This window comes from Agromyces aurantiacus (genome assembly GCF_016907355.1).
Lineage (GTDB): Bacteria > Actinomycetota > Actinomycetes > Actinomycetales > Microbacteriaceae > Agromyces > Agromyces aurantiacus.
Genome location: NZ_JAFBBW010000001.1, coordinates 2,809,326 through 2,835,003, shown reverse-complemented (window position 1 = coordinate 2,835,003; position 25,678 = coordinate 2,809,326). Strand labels below are relative to the sequence as shown.

At 71.5% G+C, this 25,678-nt stretch carries 27 protein-coding genes and 1 tRNA gene; 24 read left to right on the top strand and 4 right to left on the bottom strand.

Going from position 1 to position 25,678, the window contains the following annotated elements:
• Positions 1-9: 9 nt before the first annotated feature.
• From JOD46_RS13415 to JOD46_RS13370, 10 genes are read left to right on the top strand one after another with little or no spacing between them, the layout of a single operon-like run.
• The gene (locus JOD46_RS13415) at positions 10-414 is read left to right on the top strand and encodes a C-glycoside deglycosidase beta subunit domain-containing protein (protein ID WP_204395031.1); all 405 of its coding nucleotides are present in this window, start codon (positions 10-12) and stop codon (positions 412-414) included.
• The gene (locus JOD46_RS13410) at positions 411-1,538 is read left to right on the top strand and encodes a sugar phosphate isomerase/epimerase family protein (protein ID WP_204395030.1); all 1,128 of its coding nucleotides are present in this window, start codon (positions 411-413) and stop codon (positions 1,536-1,538) included. Before JOD46_RS13415 ends, JOD46_RS13410 begins: the two co-directional genes overlap by 4 nt.
• Positions 1,535-2,599, top strand: a complete 1,065-nt coding sequence (locus tag JOD46_RS13405) for a sugar phosphate isomerase/epimerase family protein (RefSeq protein WP_204395029.1) — start codon at positions 1,535-1,537, stop codon at positions 2,597-2,599. The genes JOD46_RS13410 and JOD46_RS13405 overlap by 4 nt, the downstream gene beginning before the upstream one ends.
• On the top strand, positions 2,592-3,374 hold the full coding sequence (locus JOD46_RS13400) for a nuclear transport factor 2 family protein (RefSeq protein WP_204395028.1): 783 nt from the start codon (positions 2,592-2,594) through the stop codon (positions 3,372-3,374). The genes JOD46_RS13405 and JOD46_RS13400 overlap by 8 nt, the downstream gene beginning before the upstream one ends.
• 16 nt (positions 3,375-3,390) lie before the next feature.
• Positions 3,391-3,807, top strand: coding sequence for a C-glycoside deglycosidase beta subunit domain-containing protein (locus tag JOD46_RS13395; RefSeq protein ID WP_204395027.1), 417 nt, complete (start codon positions 3,391-3,393; stop codon positions 3,805-3,807).
• Positions 3,808-3,833: 26 nt separating this feature from the next.
• Positions 3,834-4,997, top strand: a complete 1,164-nt coding sequence (locus JOD46_RS13390) for a Gfo/Idh/MocA family protein (protein WP_204396648.1) — start codon at positions 3,834-3,836, stop codon at positions 4,995-4,997.
• A gap of 32 nt (positions 4,998-5,029) precedes the next feature.
• Complete coding sequence (locus tag JOD46_RS13385) at positions 5,030-6,034, top strand: sugar phosphate isomerase/epimerase family protein (RefSeq protein WP_204395026.1); 1,005 nt, start codon at positions 5,030-5,032, stop codon at positions 6,032-6,034.
• A gap of 8 nt (positions 6,035-6,042) precedes the next feature.
• A complete protein-coding gene (locus tag JOD46_RS13380; RefSeq protein WP_204395025.1) occupies positions 6,043-6,987 on the top strand; it encodes a sugar phosphate isomerase/epimerase family protein in 945 nt (314 codons plus the stop codon).
• The gene (locus JOD46_RS13375; RefSeq protein WP_204396646.1) at positions 6,984-7,979 is read left to right on the top strand and encodes a sugar phosphate isomerase/epimerase family protein; all 996 of its coding nucleotides are present in this window, start codon (positions 6,984-6,986) and stop codon (positions 7,977-7,979) included. Before JOD46_RS13380 ends, JOD46_RS13375 begins: the two co-directional genes overlap by 4 nt.
• A gap of 12 nt (positions 7,980-7,991) precedes the next feature.
• Complete coding sequence (locus JOD46_RS13370; protein WP_204395024.1) at positions 7,992-8,864, top strand: ThuA domain-containing protein; 873 nt, start codon at positions 7,992-7,994, stop codon at positions 8,862-8,864.
• A gap of 27 nt (positions 8,865-8,891) precedes the next feature.
• Here JOD46_RS13370 and JOD46_RS13365 read toward each other — a convergent pair whose 3' ends face one another.
• The 3 genes from JOD46_RS13365 to JOD46_RS13355 all read right to left on the bottom strand — a co-directional run bounded on the left by JOD46_RS13365 (position 8,892) and on the right by JOD46_RS13355 (position 10,850).
• The gene (locus JOD46_RS13365) at positions 8,892-10,001 is read right to left on the bottom strand and encodes an alpha/beta hydrolase (RefSeq protein WP_204395023.1); all 1,110 of its coding nucleotides are present in this window, start codon (positions 9,999-10,001) and stop codon (positions 8,892-8,894) included.
• 65 nt (positions 10,002-10,066) lie between these two features.
• Positions 10,067-10,148: transfer RNA gene (locus JOD46_RS13360), tRNA-Leu, on the bottom strand.
• Positions 10,149-10,181: 33 nt separating this feature from the next.
• A complete protein-coding gene (locus tag JOD46_RS13355) occupies positions 10,182-10,850 on the bottom strand; it encodes a hypothetical protein (RefSeq protein WP_204395022.1) in 669 nt (222 codons plus the stop codon).
• 217 nt (positions 10,851-11,067) lie between these two features.
• Between JOD46_RS13355 and JOD46_RS13350 the strand changes: the two genes are divergently transcribed.
• The 7 genes from JOD46_RS13350 to JOD46_RS13320 all read left to right on the top strand — a co-directional run bounded on the left by JOD46_RS13350 (position 11,068) and on the right by JOD46_RS13320 (position 19,993).
• Positions 11,068-13,041 (top strand): ATP-binding response regulator, encoded by a 1,974-nt coding sequence (locus JOD46_RS13350; RefSeq protein ID WP_204395021.1) that lies wholly within the window; start codon positions 11,068-11,070, stop codon positions 13,039-13,041.
• A 3-nt stretch (positions 13,042-13,044) separates the two neighbouring features.
• Positions 13,045-14,706 (top strand): FAD-dependent oxidoreductase, encoded by a 1,662-nt coding sequence (locus JOD46_RS13345; protein ID WP_204395020.1) that lies wholly within the window; start codon positions 13,045-13,047, stop codon positions 14,704-14,706.
• A 29-nt stretch (positions 14,707-14,735) separates the two neighbouring features.
• A complete protein-coding gene (locus tag JOD46_RS13340; protein ID WP_204395019.1) occupies positions 14,736-15,677 on the top strand; it encodes a hypothetical protein in 942 nt (313 codons plus the stop codon).
• A gap of 145 nt (positions 15,678-15,822) precedes the next feature.
• A complete protein-coding gene (locus JOD46_RS13335) occupies positions 15,823-16,704 on the top strand; it encodes an ABC transporter ATP-binding protein (protein ID WP_204395018.1) in 882 nt (293 codons plus the stop codon).
• 38 nt (positions 16,705-16,742) lie between these two features.
• Positions 16,743-18,389, top strand: coding sequence for an efflux permease Rv1217c-related protein (locus JOD46_RS13330; protein WP_204395017.1), 1,647 nt, complete (start codon positions 16,743-16,745; stop codon positions 18,387-18,389).
• The gene (locus JOD46_RS13325) at positions 18,389-19,669 is read left to right on the top strand and encodes an ion channel protein (RefSeq protein ID WP_204395016.1); all 1,281 of its coding nucleotides are present in this window, start codon (positions 18,389-18,391) and stop codon (positions 19,667-19,669) included. Before JOD46_RS13330 ends, JOD46_RS13325 begins: the two co-directional genes overlap by 1 nt.
• Positions 19,670-19,735: 66 nt before the next feature.
• Positions 19,736-19,993: a hypothetical protein gene (locus tag JOD46_RS13320; protein WP_204395015.1), complete on the top strand. Its 258-nt coding sequence runs from the start codon at positions 19,736-19,738 to the stop codon at positions 19,991-19,993.
• A gap of 4 nt (positions 19,994-19,997) precedes the next feature.
• Here the strand turns inward: JOD46_RS13320 and JOD46_RS13315 are convergent, their stop codons facing one another.
• Positions 19,998-20,786 carry a TIGR01458 family HAD-type hydrolase gene (locus JOD46_RS13315; RefSeq protein ID WP_204395014.1) on the bottom strand — a complete coding sequence of 263 codons (789 nt, stop codon included), beginning with the start codon at positions 20,784-20,786 and terminating at the stop codon, positions 19,998-20,000.
• 290 nt (positions 20,787-21,076) lie between these two features.
• Here JOD46_RS13315 and JOD46_RS13310 point away from each other — a divergent pair, with 290 nt between their 5' ends.
• Genes JOD46_RS13310 through JOD46_RS13285 form a run of 7 tightly spaced genes read left to right on the top strand, consistent with a single transcriptional unit; the run spans position 21,077 to position 25,555 of the window.
• Complete coding sequence (locus JOD46_RS13310; protein WP_204395013.1) at positions 21,077-22,306, top strand: TadA family conjugal transfer-associated ATPase; 1,230 nt, start codon at positions 21,077-21,079, stop codon at positions 22,304-22,306.
• A complete protein-coding gene (locus JOD46_RS13305; protein WP_204395012.1) occupies positions 22,303-23,163 on the top strand; it encodes a type II secretion system F family protein in 861 nt (286 codons plus the stop codon). The genes JOD46_RS13310 and JOD46_RS13305 overlap by 4 nt, the downstream gene beginning before the upstream one ends.
• A complete protein-coding gene (locus JOD46_RS13300) occupies positions 23,151-24,098 on the top strand; it encodes a type II secretion system F family protein (protein WP_204395011.1) in 948 nt (315 codons plus the stop codon). The genes JOD46_RS13305 and JOD46_RS13300 overlap by 13 nt, the downstream gene beginning before the upstream one ends.
• Positions 24,099-24,137: 39 nt before the next feature.
• Complete coding sequence (locus JOD46_RS18655) at positions 24,138-24,305, top strand: hypothetical protein (protein WP_239563984.1); 168 nt, start codon at positions 24,138-24,140, stop codon at positions 24,303-24,305.
• Positions 24,236-24,688, top strand: coding sequence for a TadE/TadG family type IV pilus assembly protein (locus tag JOD46_RS13295; protein WP_307835106.1), 453 nt, complete (start codon positions 24,236-24,238; stop codon positions 24,686-24,688). Before JOD46_RS18655 ends, JOD46_RS13295 begins: the two co-directional genes overlap by 70 nt.
• Positions 24,663-25,118 (top strand): hypothetical protein, encoded by a 456-nt coding sequence (locus JOD46_RS13290; protein ID WP_204395009.1) that lies wholly within the window; start codon positions 24,663-24,665, stop codon positions 25,116-25,118. Before JOD46_RS13295 ends, JOD46_RS13290 begins: the two co-directional genes overlap by 26 nt.
• Entirely contained in the window at positions 25,115-25,555 is a 441-nt protein-coding gene (locus tag JOD46_RS13285; protein ID WP_204395008.1) for a pilus assembly protein TadG-related protein, read from the top strand. Before JOD46_RS13290 ends, JOD46_RS13285 begins: the two co-directional genes overlap by 4 nt.
• Positions 25,556-25,678 lie beyond the last annotated feature (123 nt).

Genomic DNA, 25,678 nt, shown 5'->3' with positions numbered 1-25,678 from the left:
GAGTTTGCTGTGATCCCCGATCGCATCATCGAGCAGGGCACGCTCACGACCGATGGGACACGCGCCGCGGTCGAGGTCCGCCTCCCCTGGTATCGGGCGCTGCCGGCGTCGTGCATCGCCGGCGCGAAGCTCAGCGTCGACGGCGTCGAGGCGCCCGCCGAGTCGCTCCGGTGGCAGATGAACGGCAGGACGTTCACGTTCCCCGAGCTCGTGCCGAACACCGAGGAGTGGTGGTTCCCCACCGATTCGGCGGTGCTCTCGGGCGACGTCCCGGTGGCAGAGGACGGCGAGCACACCGTCGCCGTCGAGCTGGTGCTCTACATCCCCTACATCGTGATCGGCGCCGACGAGGTGCTGCACATCGAAGAGAAGGACTCCAAGACCATGACGGCCAAGAAGGCGGTGGCGGCATGACCCTTCGACAGGCTCAGGGACCGGAACTCGGCACGCCCATCCAGGGCGTCACGCTCTACAGCTTCACGCGCGCCTTCCATGGCCGCGAATACGATCTCGAGGGCCTCATCCGCAAGTCGGCGGCCGAGGGCTTCGGCCCGGGCCTGGAGATCATCGGGTTCTCGAGCTTCCGCGGCTTCCCCGAGATCGACGACCACTACGCCGGCTGGTTCAAGGACCTCATCGCCGAGACCGGTCTGGCCACGACCTCGCTCGCGGTCAACGCCGACATCGGCATCCACCGCGATCGCCTGCTCACGCAGGACGAACTGCTGGAGTACATGCGCCGCCAGATCGCCGCCGCTGCGAAGCTCGGCTTCCCGATCGCCCGCGTGCAGATCTCGATCACCCCCGACTCGATGGAGGCGCTCGCCCCCATCGCCGAGGAGTACGGCGTCACGCTCGCGCTCGAAGTGCACGCCGACCAGTACGCCTCGCACCCGCGGATCCTGGCGCTGCGCGACCGCTACGAGCAGGTCGGCTCGCCCTTCCTCGGCTTCACGATGGACTGGGGTGCGACCGTCTCGGGCTTCGCTCCCTCGCTCATCGAGGCGTACCGCCGCCGCGGCGCCTCGGAGGAGCTGCTGAACGCCGTCACCGGATTGTGGGACGACTTCTACCGGCAGGGCCCCCCGGTCGACCAGGCCGACCACGGTCAGCGCTTCGGCCGCTTCATCGCTCTCGCCGCCCAGCACGGGCGACCCGACCTCGGGATCGACCTGGGCATCAACGCGACCGGCCTGTTCGGCCCGGCCCGCGTGGACGACTGGCTCGAGATCTTCCCGTGGATCAGGCACGTGCACGGCAAGTTCTTCGGCATCGACGAGCAGCACGAGGAGCCGTCGGTCCCGGTGCCCGACCTCATCCGCCTGCTCGTGCAGAACGGGTACAACGGCGCGATCTCGAGCGAGTACGAAGGCTGGCACTGGAACTCCTGGCAGAGCCCGTTCGACATCATCCGCGACGAGCAGGCCGTGCAGCGTTCCGCGGCCGCCGACGCCGGCTCGCGCATGACGACCGACCTCGCCGAGGCGCGGGCCCAGCTCGCCGCCTGGCTGCCCACCACCCAAGGAGCATCCGCATGACCGCCCGACGACAGGCTCAGGAACCGGACGGCATCGCCGGCACCGGCATCAAGCTCGGCACCACCCTGTACTCGATGACGAGCGAGTTCGCCGCCGGCCTCTACACGCCCGAGACGCTCATCGCCGCCGTCGCCGAGGAGGGGATCGGCCCGGGCGTCGAGTTCAACATCGCCCAGCTGTTGCGCACGTACCCCGATGTCGACGACGAGTTCGTGAAACTGTGGTTCGACTCCCTCGAGAAGTACGGCCTCGAGGCGAGCGCGGTCGGCACGAACCTGGACATGGGGCGCCGCAAGGACCGGGACATGACCCCGGACGAGGAGCACGACTTCCTCGCCCGCCAGCTGAAGACGGCGAACACGCTCGGCTTCCGCAGGATCGTCATCCGGTCGGCGGGGAAGGAGCTGCTGCGCAGCCTGCTCCCGCTCGCGGAGCAGTACGACCAGTACCTGGGGTACGAGATCCACGCGCCGGAAGGGCCCAACAGCCCCAAGGTCGTCCAGATCCGGGAGCTCTACGACGAGTTGGGCAGCGAGCGCCTGGGCTTCACCGCCGACTTCTCATCGACGATGCACAGCCTCTCCCCGACCCTGCTGCGGACCCTGCGCAAGATGGGCATGGACGAGAAGTACTTCCCGGTCATGGACGAGATCTGGCGCAAGCCGCTGCCGATGCACGTGCGCAACCAGGAGTTCGAGGACATCCTCACGGCCGACGGCGTCGACTTCCTGCGTTTCGGCCCCTTCACGCGACTCGCCTTCAACATGCACGGGCTCGTGCCGCCGGAGGAGTGGCTCGACATCATGCCGCAGATCTTCCACGTGCACGCCAAGTTCTACGCCATCGACGGCAACGGAGACGAGCCCGCGATGGACATCCCGCGGATCGTCCGCCAATTCGTCGACGGCGGGTACACCGGCTTCCTCTCGAGCGAGTGGGAGGGTCACGCCTTCGCCGACCTCGGAGAGGACGACCCGATCGACCTCGTGAAGAAGCAGCACGCGCTCATGCGCAGGGCCATCGAAGAAACCGTCGCCGCCCAGGAGGCCGCACATGTCTGACACCATCGCTCCCGCCACGCTCGCCGAGCTCCAGTCCGAGCTGGCCGGCCTGCGTGAGGAGGTCGTCGCCGCGCGCGCCCTCGCGCAGCGCGCCGAGGACCGCGGACAGGTGGAGAACCTGTTCAACCGATACATGTACCTGCACAACGCCTTCGAGGACGAGCAGATCATCCCCATGTGGGTGAAGGAGGGCACCGAGGGCATCCGTGCGCGCTATACCAACGCGGGGCAGTACACCACCTGGAAGAGCGTGACCGACTACCACCGCGGTCGACCGCACCCCGTCGGCAAGCTCATCCTGCACGCCACCACCACGCCGGTGATCGAGGTCGCGGCCGACGGCAGGACCGCGAAGGGCGTGTGGATCATGGCGGGCACCGAGTCGGGCCTCACCGACCCGAAGGTCGCGGAGGAGTTCCCCGACATGTACTCCCCGCAGGAGACCCTCGGCAAGAAGGTCTGGGCGCACTGGGTGTGGTGCAAGTACGCGATCGACTTCCTCAAGCAGGACGGCGAGTGGAAGTTCTGGAAGTTCCGCTGCTACGAGCTCGCCCGCGCGCCGTTCGAGGAGAACTGGGTCAGCTTCGGCCTCAAGAACCAGGGCGCGTTCGACCTCGACCTCATGTACTTCGGCGACGACGGCAAGCCCGTCTTCATGCCCCCGGCCGACGAGCCCGTGCCCTCGACCAACCACCCGTACAGCCCCGAGACGGTGCAGAAGCTCGAGCCGGAGCCCCCCGTTCCGCACGAGACCTTCACCGACACCTACGCCTGATCCGCTCGGAGGAGCCATGGCCACCCACGATTCCCTGTTCGCCGACGACGACGTGCGTCGCACCGAGTCCGGCCTCGCCGTCTCCGTGCAGCTTCCCTGGTACCGCAGCCTCTGGCTCTCGGCGGTCGACGGGGTCGCGGCATCCGTCAACGGGGAGCCGATCCCCACCGAGAAGCTGCGCTTCGTGCTCAACGGTCGCGAGTACCGCATCGACGAGCTCCCCGAGCAGTGGGACACCCTCTGGTTCGTGGCGGACCGCCCGGAGATCCTGATCGATCTCGGACGCGCTCCGTCGGCGGGCGAGAAGGTCACCGTCGAGGTCGCGCTCACCATGCGTCTGCTCTACATGCAGATCATGCCGGGCGTCGACGGCGGCCCCGGGCGCTACGTGGTGAACCGCGTGCCCGTTCAGCGCGAGCTGGTGCTGGCATGAGCGAGACGCAGCCCCTGCGGGTCGCGATGATCGGGTACGGGTTCATGGGGGCCGCGCATTCGGTGGGGTGGCGCCAGGCACCCAGGGTGTTCGAGCTGCCCGCGGCCGTGGAGATGGCCGTCGTGGTCGGGCGCAATGCGGAGGCGGTGGCGGATGCCGCGGCGCGGTGGGGCTGGCAGGAGTCGGCGACCGACTGGCGTGCGGTGATCGCGCGCGACGACATCGACATCGTCGACATCGTGACGCCGGGCGACTCGCACGCCGAGATCGCGATCGCGGCGTTGGAGGCGGGCAAGCACGTGCTGTGCGAGAAGCCGCTCGCGAACACCGTGGCGGAGGCGGAGGCTATGGCGGATGCTGCGGCCCGCGCAGCCGCGAAGGGTGTGCGGTCGATGGTGGGCTTCACCTACCGCCGGGTGCCTGCAGTGACGTTCCTTCGCGACCTCATCGCTCAGGGAGCGGTCGGAAGGATCGCTCAGGTTCGTGCGGCATATCGCCAGGACTGGCTCGTCGACCCCGAGATGCCGCTGGCGTGGCGCCTGCAGAAGGAGCACGCCGGCTCGGGCGCGCTCGGGGACATCGGGGCGCACATCATCGACATGACGCAGTTCGTGACCGGCCTCGAGGTGACGGCGGTCACGGGCGTCGTCGACACCATCGTCACAGAGCGGCCGCTGCAGGGGTCCGGCTCGGGCCTGTCGGGGACGGCGGCTGAGGGCTACGGCGAGGTGACGGTCGACGATGTCGCGATCTTCACCGGTCGCCTGTCGACCGGCGCGCTCGTCTCGTTCGAGGCGACGCGGTTCGCGACCGGGCGCAAGAACGCGCTGACATTGGAGGTGTCCGGCGACAAGGGCGCGCTCCGGTTCGAGCTGGAGGACCTCAACACGCTCTGGTTCTACGACCGCACCGCACCGGCTGAGACGCAGGGCTTCACCCGGATCCTGGTGACCGAGGCGCAGCATCCCTACGTCTCGGCGTGGTGGCCCGCGGGCCACATGCTCGGCTACGAGCACGGGTTCAGCCACCAGGTCGTGGACCTCGTCACCGCAATCGCCGAGGGCACCGACCCGCACCCCTCCTTCGCGGAGGGTCTCTCGGTGCAGCGGGTGCTCGACGCCGTGGAGCAGAGCTCCGAGCGGGGCTCCTCGTGGGTCCCCGTCGGCGCCTCGGTCGCCGCCTCGCGATGAATTCGAACCGACGACAGAGCAAAGGAGCTGGGATGCCTCGTCCGATCACGCTGTTCACCGGCCAGTGGGCCGACCTCCCGTTCGAGGAGGTGGCGCGACTCGCGGGGGAGTGGGGCTACGACGGCCTCGAGATCGCCTGCTGGGGTGACCACCTCGACGTGTCGCGCTGGGACGACGACGCGTACGTGCAGTCACGGTTGGACATCCTGGAGCGAAACGGGCTGAAGGTGTGGGCGATCTCCAATCACCTCACCGGCCAGGCGGTCTGCGACGACCCGATCGACGAACGCCACCGCGACATCCTGTCCGACCGCGTCTGGGGCGACGGGGACCCGGAGGGGGTGCGGCAGCGCGCCGCGGAGGACATGAAGGACACCGCCCGGATCGCGGCCAAGCTGGGCGTGAAGACCGTCAACGGGTTCACCGGCTCGTCGATCTGGAAGGCGGTGGCGATGTTCCCGCCCGCGTCCGACGAGTGGATCGCGGCGGGCTACCAGGACTTCGCCGACCGGTGGAACCCGATCCTCGACGTGTTCGAGGAGGTGGGGGTCCGCTTCGGCCTCGAGGTGCACCCGAGCGAGATCGCGTACGACTACTGGACCGCCAAGGCGACGCTCGAGGCGATCGGGCACCGCGCGAGCTTCGGGCTGAACTTCGACCCGTCGCACTTCATGTGGCAGCAGTTGGACCCGGTCGCGTTCGTGCTCGACTTCGCCGACCACATCTTCCACGTGCACGTGAAGGAGTCGATCACGAACCTCGACGGGCGCAATGGCGTGCTCGGCTCGCACCTGCCGTGGGCGAACCCCCGCCGCGGGTGGACGTTCGTGTCCACCGCGCACGGCCAGGTGCCGTGGGAGCCGCTCTTCAGGGCGTTGAACGCGATCGGCTATGACGGGCCGACGAGCGTCGAATGGGAGGACGCCGGGATGGACCGGCTGGTCGGCGCGCCCGAAGCCCTCGCCTTCGTGCGGAAGCTCGCCGAGATCACGCCCCCGCACGCGTCCTTCGACGCGGCATTCTCGACGAAGGCGTGAGGCCGGCGATGAAGTGGAGCTACATGGACCACTGGCGCAGCCAGTCGCCGCACGGCCCGATCGATCAGTGGGAATCGCTCGACACGATGGACCGCTTCCTGAAGCAGGTCGCGGCGGTCGGATACGACGCGATCGACACCTTCGACTTCCGCTACTACCAGATCATGGGCATGTACGGTTCGGTCGCGAACTACCAGGAGTTCGTTCGCGAGCGCGGACTCGAACGCATCGTGAACATCTTCCACGCGGCCGACTACGACACCCGCAACTATGCGCCCCATCTTCCGGAGACGCACGAGAACATCCTCGAGGGCTTCCGGGTGACGATGGACCGATGGTCGGGGATCGAGCTCGACAACATCATCGTGATGCCGGCCACGCTCTACTCCGACATGGAGCCGGTCACCGAGGACAAGATCAAGGTCACGGCCGACCTCTGGAACAAGGTCGGCGAGATCACGCGTGACGCCGGTGTGAAGCTCACCTGTCACCACGAGTTCTTCTGCGGCATCCAGTCGAAGGACGAACTCGACACCTTCTACGCGAATACGGACCCCGACCTCGTCAACCTGTTCGTCGACACCGCGCAGCACTGCATCGCCTCGGTGGATCCGGTCGAGTTCTACGAGCAGTACGCCGACCGCGTGACCGGGTTCCACTTCAAGGACACCCGTCACCGCGACCTCATCGGCGACTACCGCCGCCGGCCCGACTCCGAGATCATGGCCGAGACGACCCCGCGCTGGTTCTACGAGATGGGCGACGACGAAGGCCTCGTCGACTTCGAGGCATTCATGCGCGCCGTCGTGCGCAACGGCTACGACGGATGGCTCACGGTGGAGCACGACAAGGCGAACAAGCTCGGCGGGGACCACGCCGAGAGCACCGCCATCGCGCGGTGGTACGCGAAGAACGTGTTGGAGCGCGTCGCCGCCGAGGAGGCGGGGAAATGATCCGCTGGGCGTACGGAATCAACCAGTTCAAGCCGCAGTTCGACGACTTCGCCAGGCGCCGTGAGCACGAACGGGCCCTGCGCGTCATCTCGATCTCCGGCTTCGACGGCGTCGAGCTGAGCGCCGGCAGCGGCCGTTGGGAGCCACTCGGCAATCCCACCCAGATCGCAGCGAACTTCGGATCGGTGGCGGGCTTTCGTGCATTCGTCGAGGATGCCGCGCTCGATTCCGTGAGCAGCTGGGTGTGGGATCCGACTGCGCCATTCCAGGAGGATCTCTCGCACGGAACGGATCCGCTCGACCCGGCGGCGCGGCCTCTGCTCGTCGAACACGCTCGGTGGCTCGCGAAGGCTCTCGAAGAGCTCGGCGGGAGCGTCCTGGTCGCACGCCCGTGCGCCGGAGCGGGTCGCACGGGACCGCTCGACGACGCAGCCATCGAGCGCCTCGCGTCCGCCTGGCAGCTCGTCGGCGAGTCGATCGCGGAGTTCGGCGTGCGGCTGGGCCTCCACTTCGATTTCCTGTCCGGTCTTCGGGCCGAGGACGGACTCGAACGACTCATCGCATCGAGCGATCCCGAGACGGTGGGCCTGACGCTCGACACCGCCGAACTCACGATCGCCGGCATCGATCCGATCGCGTTCCTCGAACGCCACCCGGATCGCGTGGTGCATGTCCAGCTCAAGAACGCCGCTGTCGTCGACGACCTCGAGGAGTACCGGCAACCGGCTGCTGAGTACGGGGTGCTGCGCGCGGGCGGGTCTCGAGTGGTGCCTCGCTGGTTCACCGAACTGGGCGATTCGAACGGGCTGGTGGACTCCGCGGGGTTCGTTCGGGCCCTGCGGGAGTCGGACTACGACGGATGGATCGTCGTCGAGAGCGACTTCACTCCCCATCCCGCGACCAGCGTCATGTTGAACGGATGGGAGATGCAACACGTGCTCGATCCGATCCTCCGACGCGTCTCCACCACGACGCCGTCGATCACGAGATAAGAGAGCGCTCATATGGCCGAGACCCTGAACGTGCTCATCCTCTCCGGGCACATGACCCGGGAGCACGACAACGAGTTCCGCAGCTTCCGGCTGCACAACCAGTGGATCACCACGCTCCTCGAGGACACCGGGCGGTTCCGGGTGCGCGTCGTGGAAGACCCGCGCGGCCTCGGTGCCGACATCATCGACAAGTACGACGTGCTGATCGTCGTGTTCGAGGGTCGCGACGGGTTCTTCGAGAAGGCCGTCGGATTCGGAGCGGAGACGGATGCCGCGATCCTGAAGTTCGTCCAGGACGACGGCAAGGGCATCGTGTGGTTCCACGGCTCCGCCGCGCAGGAGGACCGCTGGGGCTACCCCGAGGAGTACAACGTCATGCGGGGCGCGAAGCTGAGCGCGTACGAGACGGGCCTGCGCCCCCGGCCGTGGGGCGAGGCGCAGCTCGACACCGTCGAGCCGCGGCATCCGATCACGGAGGGGATCAGCGCCCGCTGGACGGTGACGGGTGACGACATCCTCACGGGCGTGAACCTCTACGAGGGTGCCCGGGTGCTGCTGACGACCTTCGACGACCTCGAGGCCTACGAGAACGCGCCCGTCTGGCCGATGTCGCACTATCCGGTCGTGATCCCCGACGGCGGCATCGCCGAGTTGAACGGCATGAACACCGACCAGCCCATCGCGTGGATCAACGAGTACGGCGCGGGCCGGTCGTTCACGATCACGATCGGCCACGACATCGACACGTTCCGGCGCATCGAGTTCATCCGGATGTTCCCGCGCGGCGTCGAGTGGGCGGCGACCGGGGAGGTCACGCTCCGTGGCCCGGATCGCCGGGGAGAACGCCGATTCCTCCCGTGGCCGTACTACGCCCGGGAAGGCTGAGGCGCGGGTCGGCGCGAGACCCCTCGCTCACGCCTGCGGCGACCAGCGCCCGAGCAGGTGCTCGGCGACCGCGTCGAGCGTGACCTGCGCGGTGGGCTCGGCGGGCCGGCTCATCGAGCTGTGCGCCGCCCCCGGCGTCATGCGCACCACCGCGGGCACACCGGCGGCCCGCAGCCGCGAGGCGAAGTCCTCGCCCGACGTGCGGATCGTGTCGATCTCCTCGGTGATGACGAGCGTCGGCGGCAGGCCCGCGAGGTCTCCGTTCGCCGGGAACGCGTACGGGTCGTCGAGCACGCTGCGTCGTCCGGCGTAGTTCCAGGCGAGGTGCGTGAGGTCGTCGGGCGAGAACACGGCACTGCGCGTCGAGGCGCGCATCCGCGCGAGCAGGTCCGCCGGCCACGGCGCGGCGGACGAGTGCAGGAACGGCGTGACGAGCACCAGGCCGGCCGGCGTCGTCTCCGGGATGCCCGAGTCGCGCACGCGCTTCGCGACGCCCGCGGCGAGGCTCGCGCCCACGCTCGAGCCGCCGAGGTGGAGCGCGCCGCGCGCGACCCCGAGTTCGGCGGCGTGCGCGGCGGCCCAGCGCCATCCGGCCAGCACGTCGTCGGATGGGACGGGATGGTGCACGCCCCGTACGGCGTGCCGGTAGTCGACCGAGACCACGGCGACGCCGCGGTGCGCGAGCTCGAGCGCGGGCCAGTGCGCGTCGGGCCGGTCGAGGTCGCCGGAGATGAACGCGCCGCCGTGAACCCAGACGAGGCCGATCCCGCTCGGATGCGGGGGGCGGTACGTCCTGGCGCGCACCGGTCCGTGCGGACCGGCGATGACGACGTCGCGGGTCGCCACGTCGGCGAGCTGCGGGAACCGAGCCAGGATCCCCGTCGGTGAGGACGACGGGTCGGTCGACGGCAGGGTGCCGGCGAGCTCGGCGATGCGGAGCAGGTCGACGAACGGGGGGATGCCGCCGTCGGTCGCTCGCCCGGCGATGCGCACGAGCAGGCCGGGCGCGACGTGGCGCAGGATCGCGACGGCGATCCCGGTCGCAGTGGCCTTCGCGGACGGCCGCGGCAGCGCGAGGCGTTCGCGCGCCCGGCTCGCGGGGCGAGGGGCCCCGGCGACCCGCGCATCCTGCGTCATCCGCCACCTCCGCCGATCCCGTTCCGGGCCGGCCGCCGATCGGCACGACCGGTCGCCCGGTCGAGTGCGGAAGGTGGGACTTGAACCCACACGCCCGAAGGCACAGGAACCTAAATCCTGCGTGTCTGCCGATTTCACCACTCCCGCGAGTGCCCGTTCAGTCTAGGCCGCGAGATCGGGTCAACCGGCGGGGGAGATCCCCGTGCCGAGTCGGGTGAACAGCCGCATCTTCCGCTCGATCGCCTCGGCGTCGCTCGGCAGGTCCCAGAGGTACACGTGCTCCGACGGGGCGTAGCGGATGGTGCGCGCCGACGTCACCACCTCGATCTCGTCGTGCTCCACGCCGAACAGGTCGGCGCCCGTGTGCGCGGAGGTCCGCACGATGGAGCCCAGCGACTCGCCCGACTCCGTCGAGAGCACGCGGCCGACGTGGTGCGCGCGGAGGCCGCGCGCGGTCAGGCGCTTGAGCGGTCGCGGTGCGCTCCCGGTGATGTTCGGCCAGCAGGTGCGGCAGCCGCGCACCTCCGCGATGGTGCGCGCGTGCTCGCGCGTGATGAGCGTGGGCAGGGGGATCCGATAGGAGTGGTCGGCCGCGAGCCGCTCTCGATGCTCCTCGGTCCAGCGGGCACGGCGGTCCAGGTGCGGTTCCAGTGCCGGGCACTCGAGTCGGTGCAGGGTCTCGTCGCGACGCCCCGCGCGCGTGACGGCGAACTCGGCGCCCGCGTCGAACGCGAGTCGCAAGGTCTCGAGCTCGTCCGCGACGATCCGTTTCAGCAGCGCGTCGAGGTCCTCTGCGGCGGGGGCCGCGCCTGGCGCGATCCCGGGCTCCGCCGATCCGGATGGTGTCATCCGTCCTCCCGTTCCTCGTCGTCCCCCGGGGTGTGCACGCGAACACGTGCTCGAGGCCGAATGTATCGGACGGATCGCATCGAACCGGGCAGCGGCGCCACGGCGCGGCGAGCGCCGCCGCATCGTGCGCGCGGATATGGCTCCACGACGACCCGCGGGTCTACCCTGACCCTTGAGGGCCGACTGGATCGCGACGGAGCGACGAGGAGGGACTCGCATGGCCGAGCGCGCGATGATCGTCGTCGTCTCCGACGACGCCGCAACGGTGGCCGAGTTGCGCCGCATCCTCGACGGCGGGCGCTACGACGTCGAGGCCGTCCACGGTGATGAACTGGCACGTTCGGCGCTCGACGGCGCGCCCGACCTGCTCCTCGTCGACACGGCGATCACGGGCGTCGACCCGTTCGATCTCGCCGAGAAGCTGCCTCGCGAAGGTCACGGGCGCGATCTGCGGGTGGTCTACGTCGTCGGAGAGGGCGACGCCGAGCGGGGCACCCGAGCCATCCGTCTCGGAGTCGACGTGCTCGCGAGGCCGTTCGATCGCGCGGAGGTGCTCGCGACGGTCGACCGCCAGGTGGCGGTGCTGCGGGCCCGGACCGCGTTGCGGGAGGCCGAGGCGACCGAGGAGCGGTTGCGGTCGGTGACCGAGTCGGCGATCGACGCGATCGTCTCCGTGGACCGCGCGGGCCGGATCGTGTCGTGGAACTCCGCCGCGACGCGAATCCTGGGTCACGCCGAGTCGGAGGCGGTCGGCCGCCAGCTGGAGCTGATCATCCCCGAGCGGTACCGCGAGCAGCACCGCGCGGGCATGGCCCGCTTCAACGAGACCGGCGAGGCCCACGTGATCGGCCGCACGGTGGAGTTGGCCGCACTCACGAAGGCGGGCCGGGAGATCCCCGTCGAGCTGTCGCTCTCGACGTGGACGGTCCGCGGCGACCGCTACTACACGGGCATCATCCGCGACCTCGGCGAGCGCCGCGCGGTCGAGGAGGCGCTGCGCCGCAGCGAGGAGGACTTCCGGGCGAGGGAAGCGGAGTTCCGCGGACGGAACGCCGAGCTCGAGGAGACGCTGCACCGCATCGGCACCATGCAGGACCAGCTGGTCCTGCAGGAGAAGCTCGCCTCGCTGGGCCGCCTCTCCGCGGGCATGGCACATGAGATGAACAATCCGGCGGCGGCAGCGCAACGGGGTGCGTCGCAGGCCATCGACGTCTTCGAACGGCTGCAGGACGCGCAGATCGAGCTCGGCTCGCTCGGCCTGTACGGCCGGGCGCTCGACCGCCTTCGACAGCTCGACCGGCTCGCCGCCGACCGGGCCGACGATCCCGTGCAGCTCGGGCCCATCGAGCGCAGTGACCGCGAGGCCGAGCTCGAGGACTGGCTGGAGGCGCACGGGGTGCCGTCGAGCATGGAGCTCGCGGCGTCGCTCGTGAGCCTCGGGGTGGGCGTCGCCGACCTCGAGGAGTACATGGGGTGGTTCGGGCGTGACGCGCTGCCGGTCGTCGCGCGGTGGCTGGCGCTGAAGTCGGAGATCTACGCCCTGCTCTCCGAGATCGTCGTCGGCACCACCCGGATCGTCGAGCTCGTGCGGGCGCTCAAGATGTACACGTACATGGACCAGGCGCCCGTGCAGGACGTCGACCTGCGGTCGGGCCTCGACAACACGCTCGTGATCCTCCAGAACAAGCTCAAGCGCGGCGTGACCGTGCGGCGCGAGTACGATCCCGACCTCCCGCCCATCCAGGCGTACGCGAGCGAGTTGAACCAGGTGTGGACGAACCTGATCGACAACGCGATCGACGCGATGGGCGGCGAGGGCACGCTGACGGTCCGCGCGCGCCGCGACGGCGAGTGGGTCGAGGTCCAGTTCGAGGACGACGGTCCCGGCGTCCCCGACGACATCCGCTCGAAGGTCTTCGACCCGTTCTTCACGACGAAGGCGCCCGGCGAGGGCACGGGGCTCGGGTTGGCGATCTCGCGGAACATCGTCGTGAAGAAGCACGGCGGGACGTTCGACCTCGACTCCCGCCCCGGACGCACCCGGTTCACGGTGCGCGTGCCGATCCACCGCGCGCCCGACGCGGCCGGCACCGCCGACGCGGCCGGCACCGCCGACGCGGCCGGCACCACCGACGCGGCCGGCACCGCCGACGAGGCCGGAGCCAGACCCCCGCAGCCCCAGGAGGTGTGATCGATGGCCAAGCCCGTGATCATGACCGTCGACGACGAGCCGCAGGTGCTCAACGCGGTCGCGCGCGACCTGCAGTCCAGGTACGGCGAGGACTACCGCATCGTGCGGGCCGCCTCGGGCAAGGAGGCGCTCGGTGCCGTCGAGGAGTTCGAGCGCCGCAACACCCCGATCGCGCTGTTCGTGGTCGACCAGCGCATGCCCGGCATGTCGGGCACCGAGTTCCTCACCGAGGCCGTTGCGCACTACCCCGACGCCAAGCGCGTGCTGCTCACCGCGTACGCCGACACGGATGCCGCGATCACGAGCATCAACGCGCTCGACCTCGACTACTACCTGCTGAAGCCGTGGGATCCACCCGAGGAGCGCTTCTATCCGGTGCTCAACGACCTGCTCGACGACTGGCACGCGAACACGCCGCCGATCTACGAGGGCATCCGCGTCGCGGGCACGCTGTGGTCGCCGACGACGCACGCGGTGAAGGACTTCCTCGCGCGCAGCCAGATCCCGTACCAGTGGCTCGACATCGAACGCAACGAGGGCGCGAAGGCGCTCGTCGAGGCGGCCCTCCAGGGCAGCACTCGGCTGCCGGTGGTGTTCCTGCCCGACGGCACGGTGCTCGCGTGCCCCGACCTGCACGAGCTCGCCCAGCGGATCGGGCTGCGCACGCCCCCGCAGTCGCCCTTCTACGACCTCATCGTGATCGGCGCGGGCCCGGCGGGCCTGGCCGCAGCCGTGTACGGCGCGTCCGAGGGGCTGCGCACGGCCGTGATCGAGCGCGAGGTCCCGGGAGGGCAGGCGGGCACGAGTTCGCGCATCGAGAACTACCTCGGCTTCCCCCACGGCATCAGCGGCGCCGACCTCGCGCGGCGGGCCGTCACGCAGGCCAAGCGCCTCGGCGCCGAGATCCTCAACCCGCAGGCGGTCACCGGCATTCGCCTCGAGGAGTCGTACAAGATCGTGACGCTCGACGACGGCAGCGAGCTGCGCTCGCGCGCGGTCGTGCTCGCGACCGGGGTCGAGGCGCGCACGCTCGGCATCCCCGGCGAGGAGCGGCTGAGCGGTGCATCCGTGTACTACGGCGCAGCGGCGAGCGAGGCCGTGAGCTACACCGGATGCCGCGTGGTCGTCGTCGGCGGCGCGAACTCGGCGGGCCAGGGCGCGATGTTCCTCTCGCGGTACGCGGCCGAGGTCACCGTGCTGGTGCGCGGCGATTCGCTCGCGAGGAGCATGTCGAAGTACCTCATCGACCAGATCGAGGCGACGCACAACATCACGGTGCGCCCGCACGCGCAGGTCACCTCGCTCGAGGGCCAGACCCGGTTGACGTCGATGACGGTCCGCGACACGGTGACGGGCGAGGAGGAGTCGATCCCGGCCGATGCGATGTTCGTCTTCATCGGTGCGGTCCCCGGCACCGACCTGGTCCGCGACCTCGTCGAGCTCGACGACCACGGCTTCGTGCTCACGGGGCAGGATCTCGTGCACGACGGCCGACGCCCTCGGGGGTGGAAGCTCAAGCGCGACCCGTTCATCCTCGAGACGAGCGTGCCCGGCATCTTCGCGGCGGGCGACGTGCGCGCCGACGTCATGCGCCGAGTCGCGTCCGCGGTCGGGCAGGGCGCCGTCGCGCTGAGCGTCGTGCACAAGTACCTCGAGACGGTGTGACGGATGGTGCGCCGCGCCATGATGGGGTGATGGCGACCGAGGGGCTCACCGACGCGGCCGACGCGCTCTACGCGCTCGTGCCCGACGAGTTCACGGCGGCGCGGAACGCGCGCGCGGCCGGGGCGAAGCCCGCGGATCCCGCGCTCGCCAGGCGGATCGCGGCGCTGCGGCGTCCGTCGCCCGCCGCGTGGATCGTGAACCGGCTGGCGCGCGACCACGCCGACCGGCTGGGCGACCTCGTGGGCCTCGGCGGCGAGCTCGCCGAGGCCCAGGCGTCGGCCGACGGCCGGGCGATGACCGCGCTCGCGGCGGAGCGGCGCGAGGTCGTCCGCGACCTCCTGCGCGCCGCGGTCGCGCTGGCGGATGCCGCGGACCGCTCCGCGTCGCGCCCGGTGCTCGACGAGGTCGAGCAGACGCTCGTCGCGGCGACCGTCTCGGCCGACGCGGGAGCGGCGGTGCGGTCGGGGCGGCTCGTGCGTGCGCTGCAGGCGGTGGGGTTCGACGTCGAGCTCGACGGAGCCGTCGCGGGCGACGCGTCTGCGGTACCGCCGGCGCGCACGGCCCGGCGCGGGGGACCCGAGGCGGAGCAGGGCCTTGGGCGCGGGACGGAGGCGGCCGCCGCGGAGCCGGAACCGGCGCCCGAGCAGGCGCAGACGCAGGAGCGGGAGCGTCGCGCCGCCCACGGGCGCGCCGAGGCAGCCGTCAGGTCGGCGCGCGAGCACGCCGAGCGGGCACGTCGCGCGCTCGACGAGGCGACCGCGCGGCTCGAGGCGGAATCTCGACGTGTCGACGAGCTCCGCACCGAGCGCGACGAGCTCGAGCGACGGCTCGACGAGCTGCGCGATGAGCTGGCCGACGCCGAGCGCTCTGCCAGGTCGGCACGTCGCGACCACGACTCCGCCGCCGACGCGGCCGACCGCGCCGAGGTCGACATCGAGGAGGCGGAGGCCGAGCTCGGCCACCTCGGCTGACGCGCCGCCGCCGTCGGGCGCGCGGCATCCGCCTGCGCGTGCCATCCGGACGTCATGTCACGCCGACCCGTGCCATCCGGGACCTTGTGCCCCGCCCGCCCGGGCGGTCGACCGCGAGACTGCAGGGGACGCGGGAGGAGGCCCGATGAGCGACGCGGCGATCGCGACGGCCGACCTGACCAAGCACTACGGGCGGGTCGCGGCGCTCGAGGGTCTCGACCTCGAGGTGCGCCGGGGCGAGATCTTCGGGTTCCTCGGGCCGAACGGCTCGGGCAAGACGACCACGATTCGCCTGCTGCTCGGGCTCATCCGGCCGACGCGGGGGAGCGCGACCGTGCTGGGCGTGCCGGTCGGCGACGTCGTGCGCTCGCACCGGCACCTCGGCTACGTGCCCGGCGAGGTCGCGCTGTGGCCGCAGCTCACGGGTGACGAGGTGCTGAGGCTCCTCGGCAACGTCGGCGGGTGGGTCGACCCCGGCTTCAGGGCCGAGCTCATCGACCGGTTCCACGTCGATCCCTCCGAGCGAATCAGGTCGATGTCGAAGGGCAACCGGCAGAAGGTCGCGCTCGTCGCGGCGCTCATGGGCCGCCCCGACGTCCTGCTGCTCGACGAGCCGACCGCAGGCCTGGATCCGCTGATGGAGGAGCAGTTCCAGGTCGTGGCGCGGGATGCCGCGGCGCGCGGGCAGACCATCTTCCTGTCGTCGCACATCCTCGACGAGGTGCAGGACCTCTGCGACCGGGTCGGCATCCTCCGCGCCGGGCGGCTCGTCGAGGTGGCCGCGCTCGAGGAGCTGCGGCGCATCGGCGCGACCATCCTCGAGGTCGTGTTCGACGGCGAGGCGCCGGCGCTCGAGGGCGTCGAGGGGGTCGCCGGCGTCGAACCGATGGCGGGCGTCCGCGGCGGCGTGCGCATCACGGTCGCGGGCGAACCCGACGCGCTCATCCGCCGCCTGGCCGGGCACCGGGTGATCCGGCTGCACACCGTCGAGCCCTCGCTCGAGGAGATCTTCCTCACGTACTACTGACGACCACGACCGCGACCGGAACCGGGGAAGGGAACCGCATGACCACCGCGCACGCGACGGCGACGCACCGCCACCTGCGTGCCGGGCACGCGCCGAACCCCATGGGCGCGGTCGCGCTCCTGACGACGCGGCTCGTCGTGCGCGGCGCCGTCGCGATCGCGCTCGGCCTCGGCGGCCTCATCGTGCTCGAGGGCCTCTCATTCCGCACGGCCTACCCCGACGCGGAATCGCGGCGGGCGCTGCTGTTCTGGGCCGAGGACCCCGGCGTGCGGATCATCTCGGGCACGGGCAGCGCGGTCGACACGGTCGGCGGGTTCGCGCTCTGGGATGCCGGGCTGTACCTCACCCTGATCTCCGCCGCGTGGGCGCTCACGGTCGCGACGCGCGTGCTGCGCGGCGACGAGGACTCGGGTCGCGCCGACGCGGTCCAGGCGGTCGGCGCGCTGCGCGCGCGGAGCGTGCTCGCCGTGCAGGCGAGCGTGCTCCTCATCGCCTGCCTGCTCGTCGGCGCGGCGGTCGGCATCGCGTTCACGGCGATCGGCGCCGAACCCGAGGGCTCCGCGCTGGCCGGGCTGACCGTGGCCGCCTACGCGGGCACCCTCGTGGCGGTCGGCGCGGTGTGCTCGCAGGTGTTCGGTACGCGGCGCCTGGCGCTGTCCGTCGCAGGCGGGCTCATGGTCGCCTGGATCCTGCTGCGGATGGCTGCGAACAGCGCGGACCGCCGCGCCTGGCTCGGGTGGCTCACCCCCGCCGGCTGGTTCGACCGCATCGAGGCGTTCGACGCCGACCGGTGGGAGGTGCTGCTCGTGCCGCTGGCCGCGATCCTCGTGCTCGGAGGCGCCGCCGTGCTGCTGCGCGGCGTGCGCGACTCGGGAGCCGGGCTCGTGCGCGCGCGCACGACGGGGCGGACGCGGCGCTGGGGCCTCGGCGGCGCGACCTCGTTCGCGTGGCGCACGAACTCCGGCGTGCTCGCCGCCTGGGCGGCGGGGCTCGCCGCCGTCGGCATCGTGATGGGGTGGATGCTCCCGATCGTCGAGGACTTCCTGCTCGAGGACCAGGGCTTCGTCGAGCTGCTGACGGCCTTCGGGATGTCGGTCGACGAGGTCACGCTCGGGTTCGTCGCGATGATCGCGAAGATCATCGGTCTCGTGCTCGCGGTGTACGCGGCGTTCCGCATGGGCGCGACCCGGGCGGAGGAGGCGTCGACGCGCGCCGACTTCCTCCTGACCCGGCCCCTGTCGCGCTGGCGCTGGCTCGGCGGGCACGTGCTGGCGATGGCGGGCGCCATCCTGGTTCTCGCGTCCGTCGCCGCGACCGCGCTGGCCCTGAGCGCCCTCGCGACCGATTCGGGTGTGACGACCGCCGACGTCGCGTCGGCGCTCATCAACGTGCTCCCCGCGGTCGCCGTGTTCGCGGGGCTCGCGGTGCTCGTCTTCGGGGTCGCGCCGCGCGCGACGGTGCCCGTGGCCGCGGGGGCGGCGGTCGTGGCCTACGTGATCGAGCTCGTCGGCGAGCTGCTCGAGTGGCCGGAGTGGGTGCAGGACGTCTCGCCGTTCCACCACCTCGAGCAGGTGCCGGTGGACCCGATCGACCCATGGTCGGCGATCGTGATGACGGCCGTCGCCGCCATCCTGTGCAGTGCTGGAATCGTCGCGTTCGAGCGACGCGACATCGTGGAGGCGTGATGCAGACGACGGATCAGGAGGCACCGGCGCCGACGCCGCGGCAGCTCGCGCTGCTGTCGATCCCCGCGCTGGTCATCGGCATCATCACGGCGCTCATGCTCTGGGCGCTCGAGGCGGTCGCGGGCGTGATCGAGGACGCCGTGTGGACGACGCTGCCCGACGCGCTCGGCATCGATCCGAGCGGATGGTGGATCGTCGCCGTGCTCACGACGACCGGCCTGCTCGTCGGCGTGTGCCTGCAGTTCATCCCGGGGCACGGCGGGCCGGACTCGGCGACGACCGAGCTCTTCGAGCCGCCGCTGAAGCTGCGGACCCTGCCGAGCATCGCGATCGTCACCGTCCTCGGCCTCGCGGGCGGCGTGAGCCTCGGGCCGGAGAACCCGATCATCGCCATCAACGTCTCGCTCGCCGTGGCGCTGCTCGCCCGGTTCGTGCCGCGCGTGCCGCCGCGGCTCGCGATGCTCATGGCCGCGGCCGGCACCATCGGCGCGCTGTTCGGCACCCCGGTCGGCGCGGCCCTGCTCTTCACGGGCGCGCTCGCCGCGGTGCGCGGCGGCGGCTCGCTGTGGGACAAGCTGTTCCTGCCGCTCGCCTCGGCCGCCGCGGGGTCGGGGACGATGCACGTGCTCGGGGTGCCGCCGCTCTCGTTCACGGTGCCGCCGAGCACGGTCGACGCGCTCGATGTCGTGATCGGCGTCGCCGTCGCGTGCGCGGCGGTGCTCGTGGGCCTGCTCGGGGTGATCGCGCTGCCCGTCGTGCACCGCGCCTTCCATGCGCTGCGCAGCCCCATCCTCATCGCGGGCCTCGGCGGCCTCGTGCTGGGCGTGCTCGGTTTCATCGGCGGGCCGATCACGCTCTTCAAGGGCCTCGACCAGATGGGGGAGCTGCTCGCGAACCCCGACGACTACTCGCCGGGCGACCTGGTGCTCATCGTGGTGGTCAAGCTCGTCGCGCTCGTCGTCGCCGCGAGCGCCGCGTTCCGCGGCGGCCGCGTGTTCCCGGCCACCTTCATCGGCGTCGCGATCGGCGTCCTCGCGTCCGCGGTGATCCCCGGGCTGCCGCTCGGACTGGCGGTCGCGGCGGCCCTCATCGGGATGCTGCTCGTCGCGACGCGCGACGGCTGGCTGTCGCTGTTCATGGCCGCCGGCGTCTCGGGCGACATCGGCCTGCTGCCTTGGCTGTGCGTGATCATCTTGCCCGCGTGGCTGCTCGTGACCCGGGCCCCGGAGTTCCGGATCGTGCCGAAGGCCGAGCAGCCCGCGGTCGAGCAGCGCTCCTGATCCGGGCCGCTGTCAAGCCCGTCCGCCGGCGGCGGCATGCGACCTACCGTCGAGGGTGGAACCGCCATGACCCACGACCAGCCTCGCAGCGCACGCACCCGGCCGGAGTGGCCCGCGCCGGCGAAGGCATGGGCGCTCGTCATCGCGGGCGTCTCGATGCTGACGTGGGCGAGCGGCATCTGGTTCACCGTGCCCGTGTCGCTCGCCGCACTGGCGCTCGCCGAGATCGCGGGCCCCGAACTGGGGCGGGCGCGCGTCTGGCTGATGCTCCTCGCCATCACGGGCGTGGTGCTCGGGATCGGGCGGGTGCTGGCGTCGATGTAGGGCGTCAACTGCGCCCGCGCGCGGCCCACCAGTCGGGCAGGTCGGCGAGCGAGTCGAGCACGGCGTCGGGCACGACCTCGGCCTCGAGATCGGATGGCGCGAACTTGCCGGTGCGCACGAGCACGCCGGCCAGGCCCGCGCGCTGGGCGCCCTCGACGTCGGCGCGCAGGTCGTCGCCGACCATGACGACGTCGGCCGGATCCAGCCCGAGCGCGTCGGTTGCGGCGTGGTAGAACGCGGCGTCGGGCTTGCCGAGCACGATCGCCTCGCGGCCCGCGGCGTACTCGAGCGCGCGCACGAAGGCGCCCGCGTCGAGGCGCAGGCCGTCCTCCGCGCGCCAGTATCGCGTGAGGCCGAGCGCCACGAGCGGCACGGCCGGGTCGGCCATGAGCAGGCGGAACGCGTGGTTCAGCGTGGCGAAGTCCCATCCGTCGCCGAGGTCGCCGACCACCACGGCGTCGGCGCCGTCGTCGGCGCTGCGGGTGAGGGCGTCGAATCCCGCGAACTCGCCCGCGGTCGCGTCGGGCACGAACAGCGCGGGTCGCGACAGGCCGCGCCGCTGCATCCACGCCGCCGCGGCGACCGCCGGCGTGAGGATATCCTCCTCGCGCACCGTCACGCCGAGCCGCGCGAGCTTCTCCACGATCGCCCGGCGCGGCCGGGAGCTCGTGTTCGTCACGAACCGGTGCGGCACGCCCTCGCGCACGAGCCGGTCGAGCGCCTCGCGTGCGCCCGGCACCGCCGCGTCGCCGACGTAGACGACGCCGTCGAGGTCGAGCAGGAGCCCTGCCATGCCTCCATGATGCCCCTGCGCGACCGAGCGGTCACGCCGGGCCGCTGCTCCCGCGTCGGTTCCGTGCGCCGGGCGGACCACGTGGATCGCCGGGGCGAGTTCGCAGGATGAGACGACGTGAGGGGGCGTGGGCGGGCGGATGACGCGGCTCATCCTGCGAACTCGCGCACTCCTCGCGCTCGTCGCGCCGTGATGGACGCACGGCGACCGACCCGGTGGCCGACCCAGCCGGCGCGAGTGGTGTGGATAACTCCGACGCCGTCGTCGCGGCGGTCGCCAAGATGGAGCGCATGTCGGACCCCGTGCGCACCATCGCCGAGCGGGTGCGCGGCCGGGTGCTCCGCGAGGGCGCCGACCTCGCCCGCGACGAGGCGCTGGCGGCGCGGTACGCCGCCGAGGAGGTGCGCCGGTACTCCGAGCGCGCGCTCGCCGGCGCGCACGCCCCGCTCGGCGACGAGCCGGGCACGGCGCGCGAGGTCGTGGCATCCATCACCGGCTACGGGCCGCTGCAACCGTTCTTCGACGACCCCTCGATCGAGGAGATCTGGATCAACTCGCCCACGCGCGTGTTCATCGCCCGTGCCGGCGTGCCCGAGCTGACCACGCTCGTGCTCTCCGACCGCGAGGTGCGCGACCTCGTCGAACGGATGCTGCAGCACTCGGGTCGCCGCGTCGACCTGTCCTCGCCGTTCGTCGACGCGTCGCTTCCCGACGGCTCGCGGCTCCACGTCGCGATCCCGGATGTCACGCGGTCGCACTGGGCCGTCAACATCCGCAAGTTCCAGCAGCGCATCCGGACGCTCGGCCGGCTCGTCGAGCTCGGTTCGCTCACGAACCAGGCCTCGGAGTTCCTGCGCATGAGCGTGCTCGCCGGGGCGAACATCCTCGTCTCGGGCGCGACGCACACCGGCAAGACCACGATGCTCAACGCGCTCATGTCGACCGCGCGCGCCTCCGAGCGGGTGGTGACGGTCGAGGAGACGTTCGAGCTCGACCTCGACGTCCGCGACCTCGTGTCGATGCAGTGCCGCCAGCCCAACCTCGAGGGCACGGGCGAGATCACGCTGCGGCGCCTCATCAAGGAGGCGCTGCGCATGCGACCCGACCGCCTCGTCGTCGGGGAGGTGCGCGAAGCTGAGAGCCTCGACCTGCTGATCGCACTCAACTCGGGGCTTCCGGGCATGTGCACGATCCACGCGAACTCGGCGCGCGATGCGCTCACCAAGCTCTGCACCCTGCCGTTGCTCGCGGGTCGGAACATCGACTCGGCGTTCGTCGTACCGACCGTGGCGAGTTGCGTCGACGTCGTCGTGCACCTCGCGATCGACCGGCACGGTCGTCGGCGCGTCGCCGAGATCATCGCTCCGACCGGCGAGGCGTCGGGCGCCGCGGTGCTGAGCGATCCGATCTTCCACCTGGACGGCGGCGACCTCGTACCGACCGGTGCGCTGCCCGCGCGACCCGAGAAGTTCGCGGCAGTCGGACTCGACCCGATGATCGTTCTGGGAGCGGCGGCGTGAGCCTCCTGCTCGGGGCGATGCTCGGGGTCGGCCTGCTGCTCGTCGCATCGACGTGGATGTGGCCGAAGCGGCACGACGCGCCCGCGCAGAGCCGGCGCTCGTCGACCATCGCCGACGAACTGGCGCTCGCGGGCCTGCCCGGTGCTCCCGTCGCGGCGGTCGTGGTCGTCGGGCTGGTGCTCGGCGTCGTGGCCGCGGCCCTCGCGCAGGCGGTCTTCGGTGTCCCCGTGCTCACTGCTGTCGCCGGAGTGCTCGGCGCGCTGCTGCTCGTCGTCGTGATCCGGTCGCGCGCCAACCGGCGGCGTGCCGCGAACCGCGCCATCTGGCCCGACGTGGTGGATCACCTCGTGGCCTCCGTCCGGGCGGGCATGTCGCTGCCCGACAGCATCGGGGCGCTCGCCGAGCTCGGGCCTGCGGCGACGCGGCCCGCCTTCGCGGGATTCGACGGCGAGTTCCGTCGAACGGGCGACTTCGGTTCGGCGATCGACTCGCTCAAGTCGCGCCTGGCCGATCCGGTGGCCGACCGCATCCTCGAGACGTTGCGGATGGCGCGGGAGGTCGGCGGCACCGACGTGACCGCCGTGCTCCGCGGGCTCGCCGCGTACCTCCGCGAGGATGCGACGCTGCGCGCCGAGGTGGTGGCACGGCAGTCGTGGATCCGGAACGCCGCACGGCTCGGCGTCGCGGCGCCGTGGCTGCTGCTGCTGGTCCTCGCGAGCCGACCGGAGACGCTCGAGGCGTACGACTCCGCGGCGGGCACGGCGCTCATCCTCGTCGGGGTCGCCGTCACGATCGTCGCGTACCGGCTGATGCTCGGCCTCGGCCGCCTGCCGGAGGAGCGTCGATGGTTCACCTGAGCACCGTCCCGACGATCGCGCTGGCGCTCGGCGCCGTGCTCGGCCTCGGCCTCTGGCTCGTCGCGGCGTCGATGCCGCGCCTGGGCCGCGCGCGCCTGGTGGATCGAGTCGCGCCGTACCTCACCGACATCTCGCCCGAGGCGCGCGCGATGCGCGCACGATCCGACGCCGATCCCGGATCGGTGCTCGGCCTCCTCGTCCTCCCGGTCGCACGCCGCCTTCGCGCGACGTTGAGCGGCGTGCTCGGCGGCAACGAGGCGATCGCACGTCGGCTGCGCCAGGCGGGGTCGGGTGCGACGGTGGAGCGTTTCCGTGGCGAGCAGCTCGCGTGGGCCGGCGTCGCGTTCACGATCGGCGCCGCGCTGGCAGTTCTCGCGCCGTCGTTCGCGACGATGCCGACGGTCGTGCGCGTCGCGGTGCCCGCGTTCGCCGCGATCGCCGGGGTCGTGCTCCGGGACTGGCTCCTGCAGCGTTCCGCACGCCGGCGCCTCGCGCGGATCTCCGCCGAGTTGCCGACCATGCTCGAGTTCCTGACGCTGAGCCTCACCGCGGGCGAGGGCATGCTCGACGCGCTCCGGCGCGTGGCCCGTGCGGGCTCGGGCGAGCTGCCCACCGAGTTCGCGCGCGTCGTCGCCGCCGTCGGCACCGGCATCGCGCTGTCCGATGCGCTCGCCGATCTCCGCGACGGCCTCGACCATCCCGCGCTGACGCGCGCGCTCGACCAGGTGCTCGGCGCACTCGATCGGGGCGCTCCGCTCGCCGCGGTGCTCCGCGCCCAGGCGGGCGATGCGCGTGCCGAGGCCAAGCGCACGATCATCGAGCTCGCCGGTCGCAAGGAGATCGCGATGCTCGTGCCGTTGATCTTCCTGATCCTCCCCGTGACCATCGCGTTCGCGCTCTTCCCGGGCTACCTCGTGCTGCAGGCGGGATTCTGATGCGCGATCGACCCCGAACCGACCTCGAAAGGACCCCTCATGCCGCACTTGATCGCTCGACGACTGAAGGACGAGCGCGGCGACGTGCCCGGCTGGGTGCTCATCACGCTCATGACCGCAGGGTTGGTCATCGTGATCTGGGGCCTCGCAGGCCCGGCGCTGTCGGGCGTCTTCGACCAGGCGATCAGCCGCGTCACCGGGTTCTGAGGCCGCTCCGCGACGAGCGGGGTTCGGCCGTCGCCGAGTTCTCGCTCGTCGGGGTCCTGCTCACCGCGCTCCTGCTCGCGGTCGTGCAGCTCGCGCTCGCGTTGCACGTGCGGAACACCGTGCTCGACGCGGCGGCGGAGGGCGCAAGGTACGCGGCGCTCACCGGGTCTTCGCCGGACGCCGGGGTGCAGCGCACACGCGAACTGATCGGCTCGGCGATCGCCGCCGAGTTCGCCGGCGAGGTCAGCGCCGCGACGACGTCGATCGATGGCGTCCCCGCGATCGCGGTCACGGTCCGCACCACGCTGCCGGTCGTGGGCCTGCTCGGGCCGAAACGCGCCCTGGAGGTGACCGGGCATGCCGCGCTCGAGACCGTCGAGTGACGGCGACGTGGGCGAGCGCGGCTCGGCGTCGCTCGAGTTCCTGACGGTCGGCATGATCCTGCTCGTTCCGCTCGTCTACCTGGTGCTGGCCGTCGCCTCGATCCAGGCGGCGGCATTCGGCGTCGAGGGCGCTGCCCGGCAGGCGGCGCGGGTCGCCGTGCTGCGGGCGGATGCCGCGGGCTCACCGGGTGCGGTCGAGCGCACCGTTCGGGTCGTGCTCGCCGACTACGGCATCGATGCCGGCACGGCATCCGTCGACGTCGACTGTTCGGAGGCCTGCGACGCGCCCGGGTCGCGCATCACGGTGCGCGTACGGGCACTCGTGGCCCTCCCGCTCGTGCCGCAGGTGCTCGCCTCGAGTTCGATCGGCACCGTCGAGCTCCGGTCGAGCGCGACGCACACGGTGTCGCGGTTCGCGGGCGCACCGTGAGGCGGGGCCGCAGCGTCGCCGACGAGGACGGCTCGACGCTCCTGCTCACCATCTTCTACGGGGTCCTGGCGCTCGCCCTCGTACTGGTCGTGGTCTCGGCGACGTCCCTCTACCTCGAGCGCAAGCGCCTGTTCACGCTCGCCGACGGCGCGGCGCTCGCGGCCGCCGAGTCGTGGCGGCTCGAGGACGTCCGCGTCGAGGGCCGCGACCTCGTGTTCGACCTCGACGACGCCGCGGTGCGCGAGGCGGCGGCCGAGTACCTCGGCGATGCGGTATCCTCGCTCGAGGGCGTCGAACTCGTCCGCGCCGGATCGGCCGACGGTCGCAGCGCGACCGTCACGCTGCGGGCGGTCTGGCGGGCCCCGATCTCATCGGAGTTCCTCCCGCTCACCGTACCGATCGAGGTGACGGCCGACGCTCGCTCGGTGTTCCACTGAGGCGCGGCGCATGCGGTGCCGGCACGAGGGTCCGACACGGCGGTCCACATAACTGAGGACTAGTCATGTTCGTGCCCGCGGAGTAGGACTGGGGGCGAGGACCGACCGTGCGATGCCCGATCG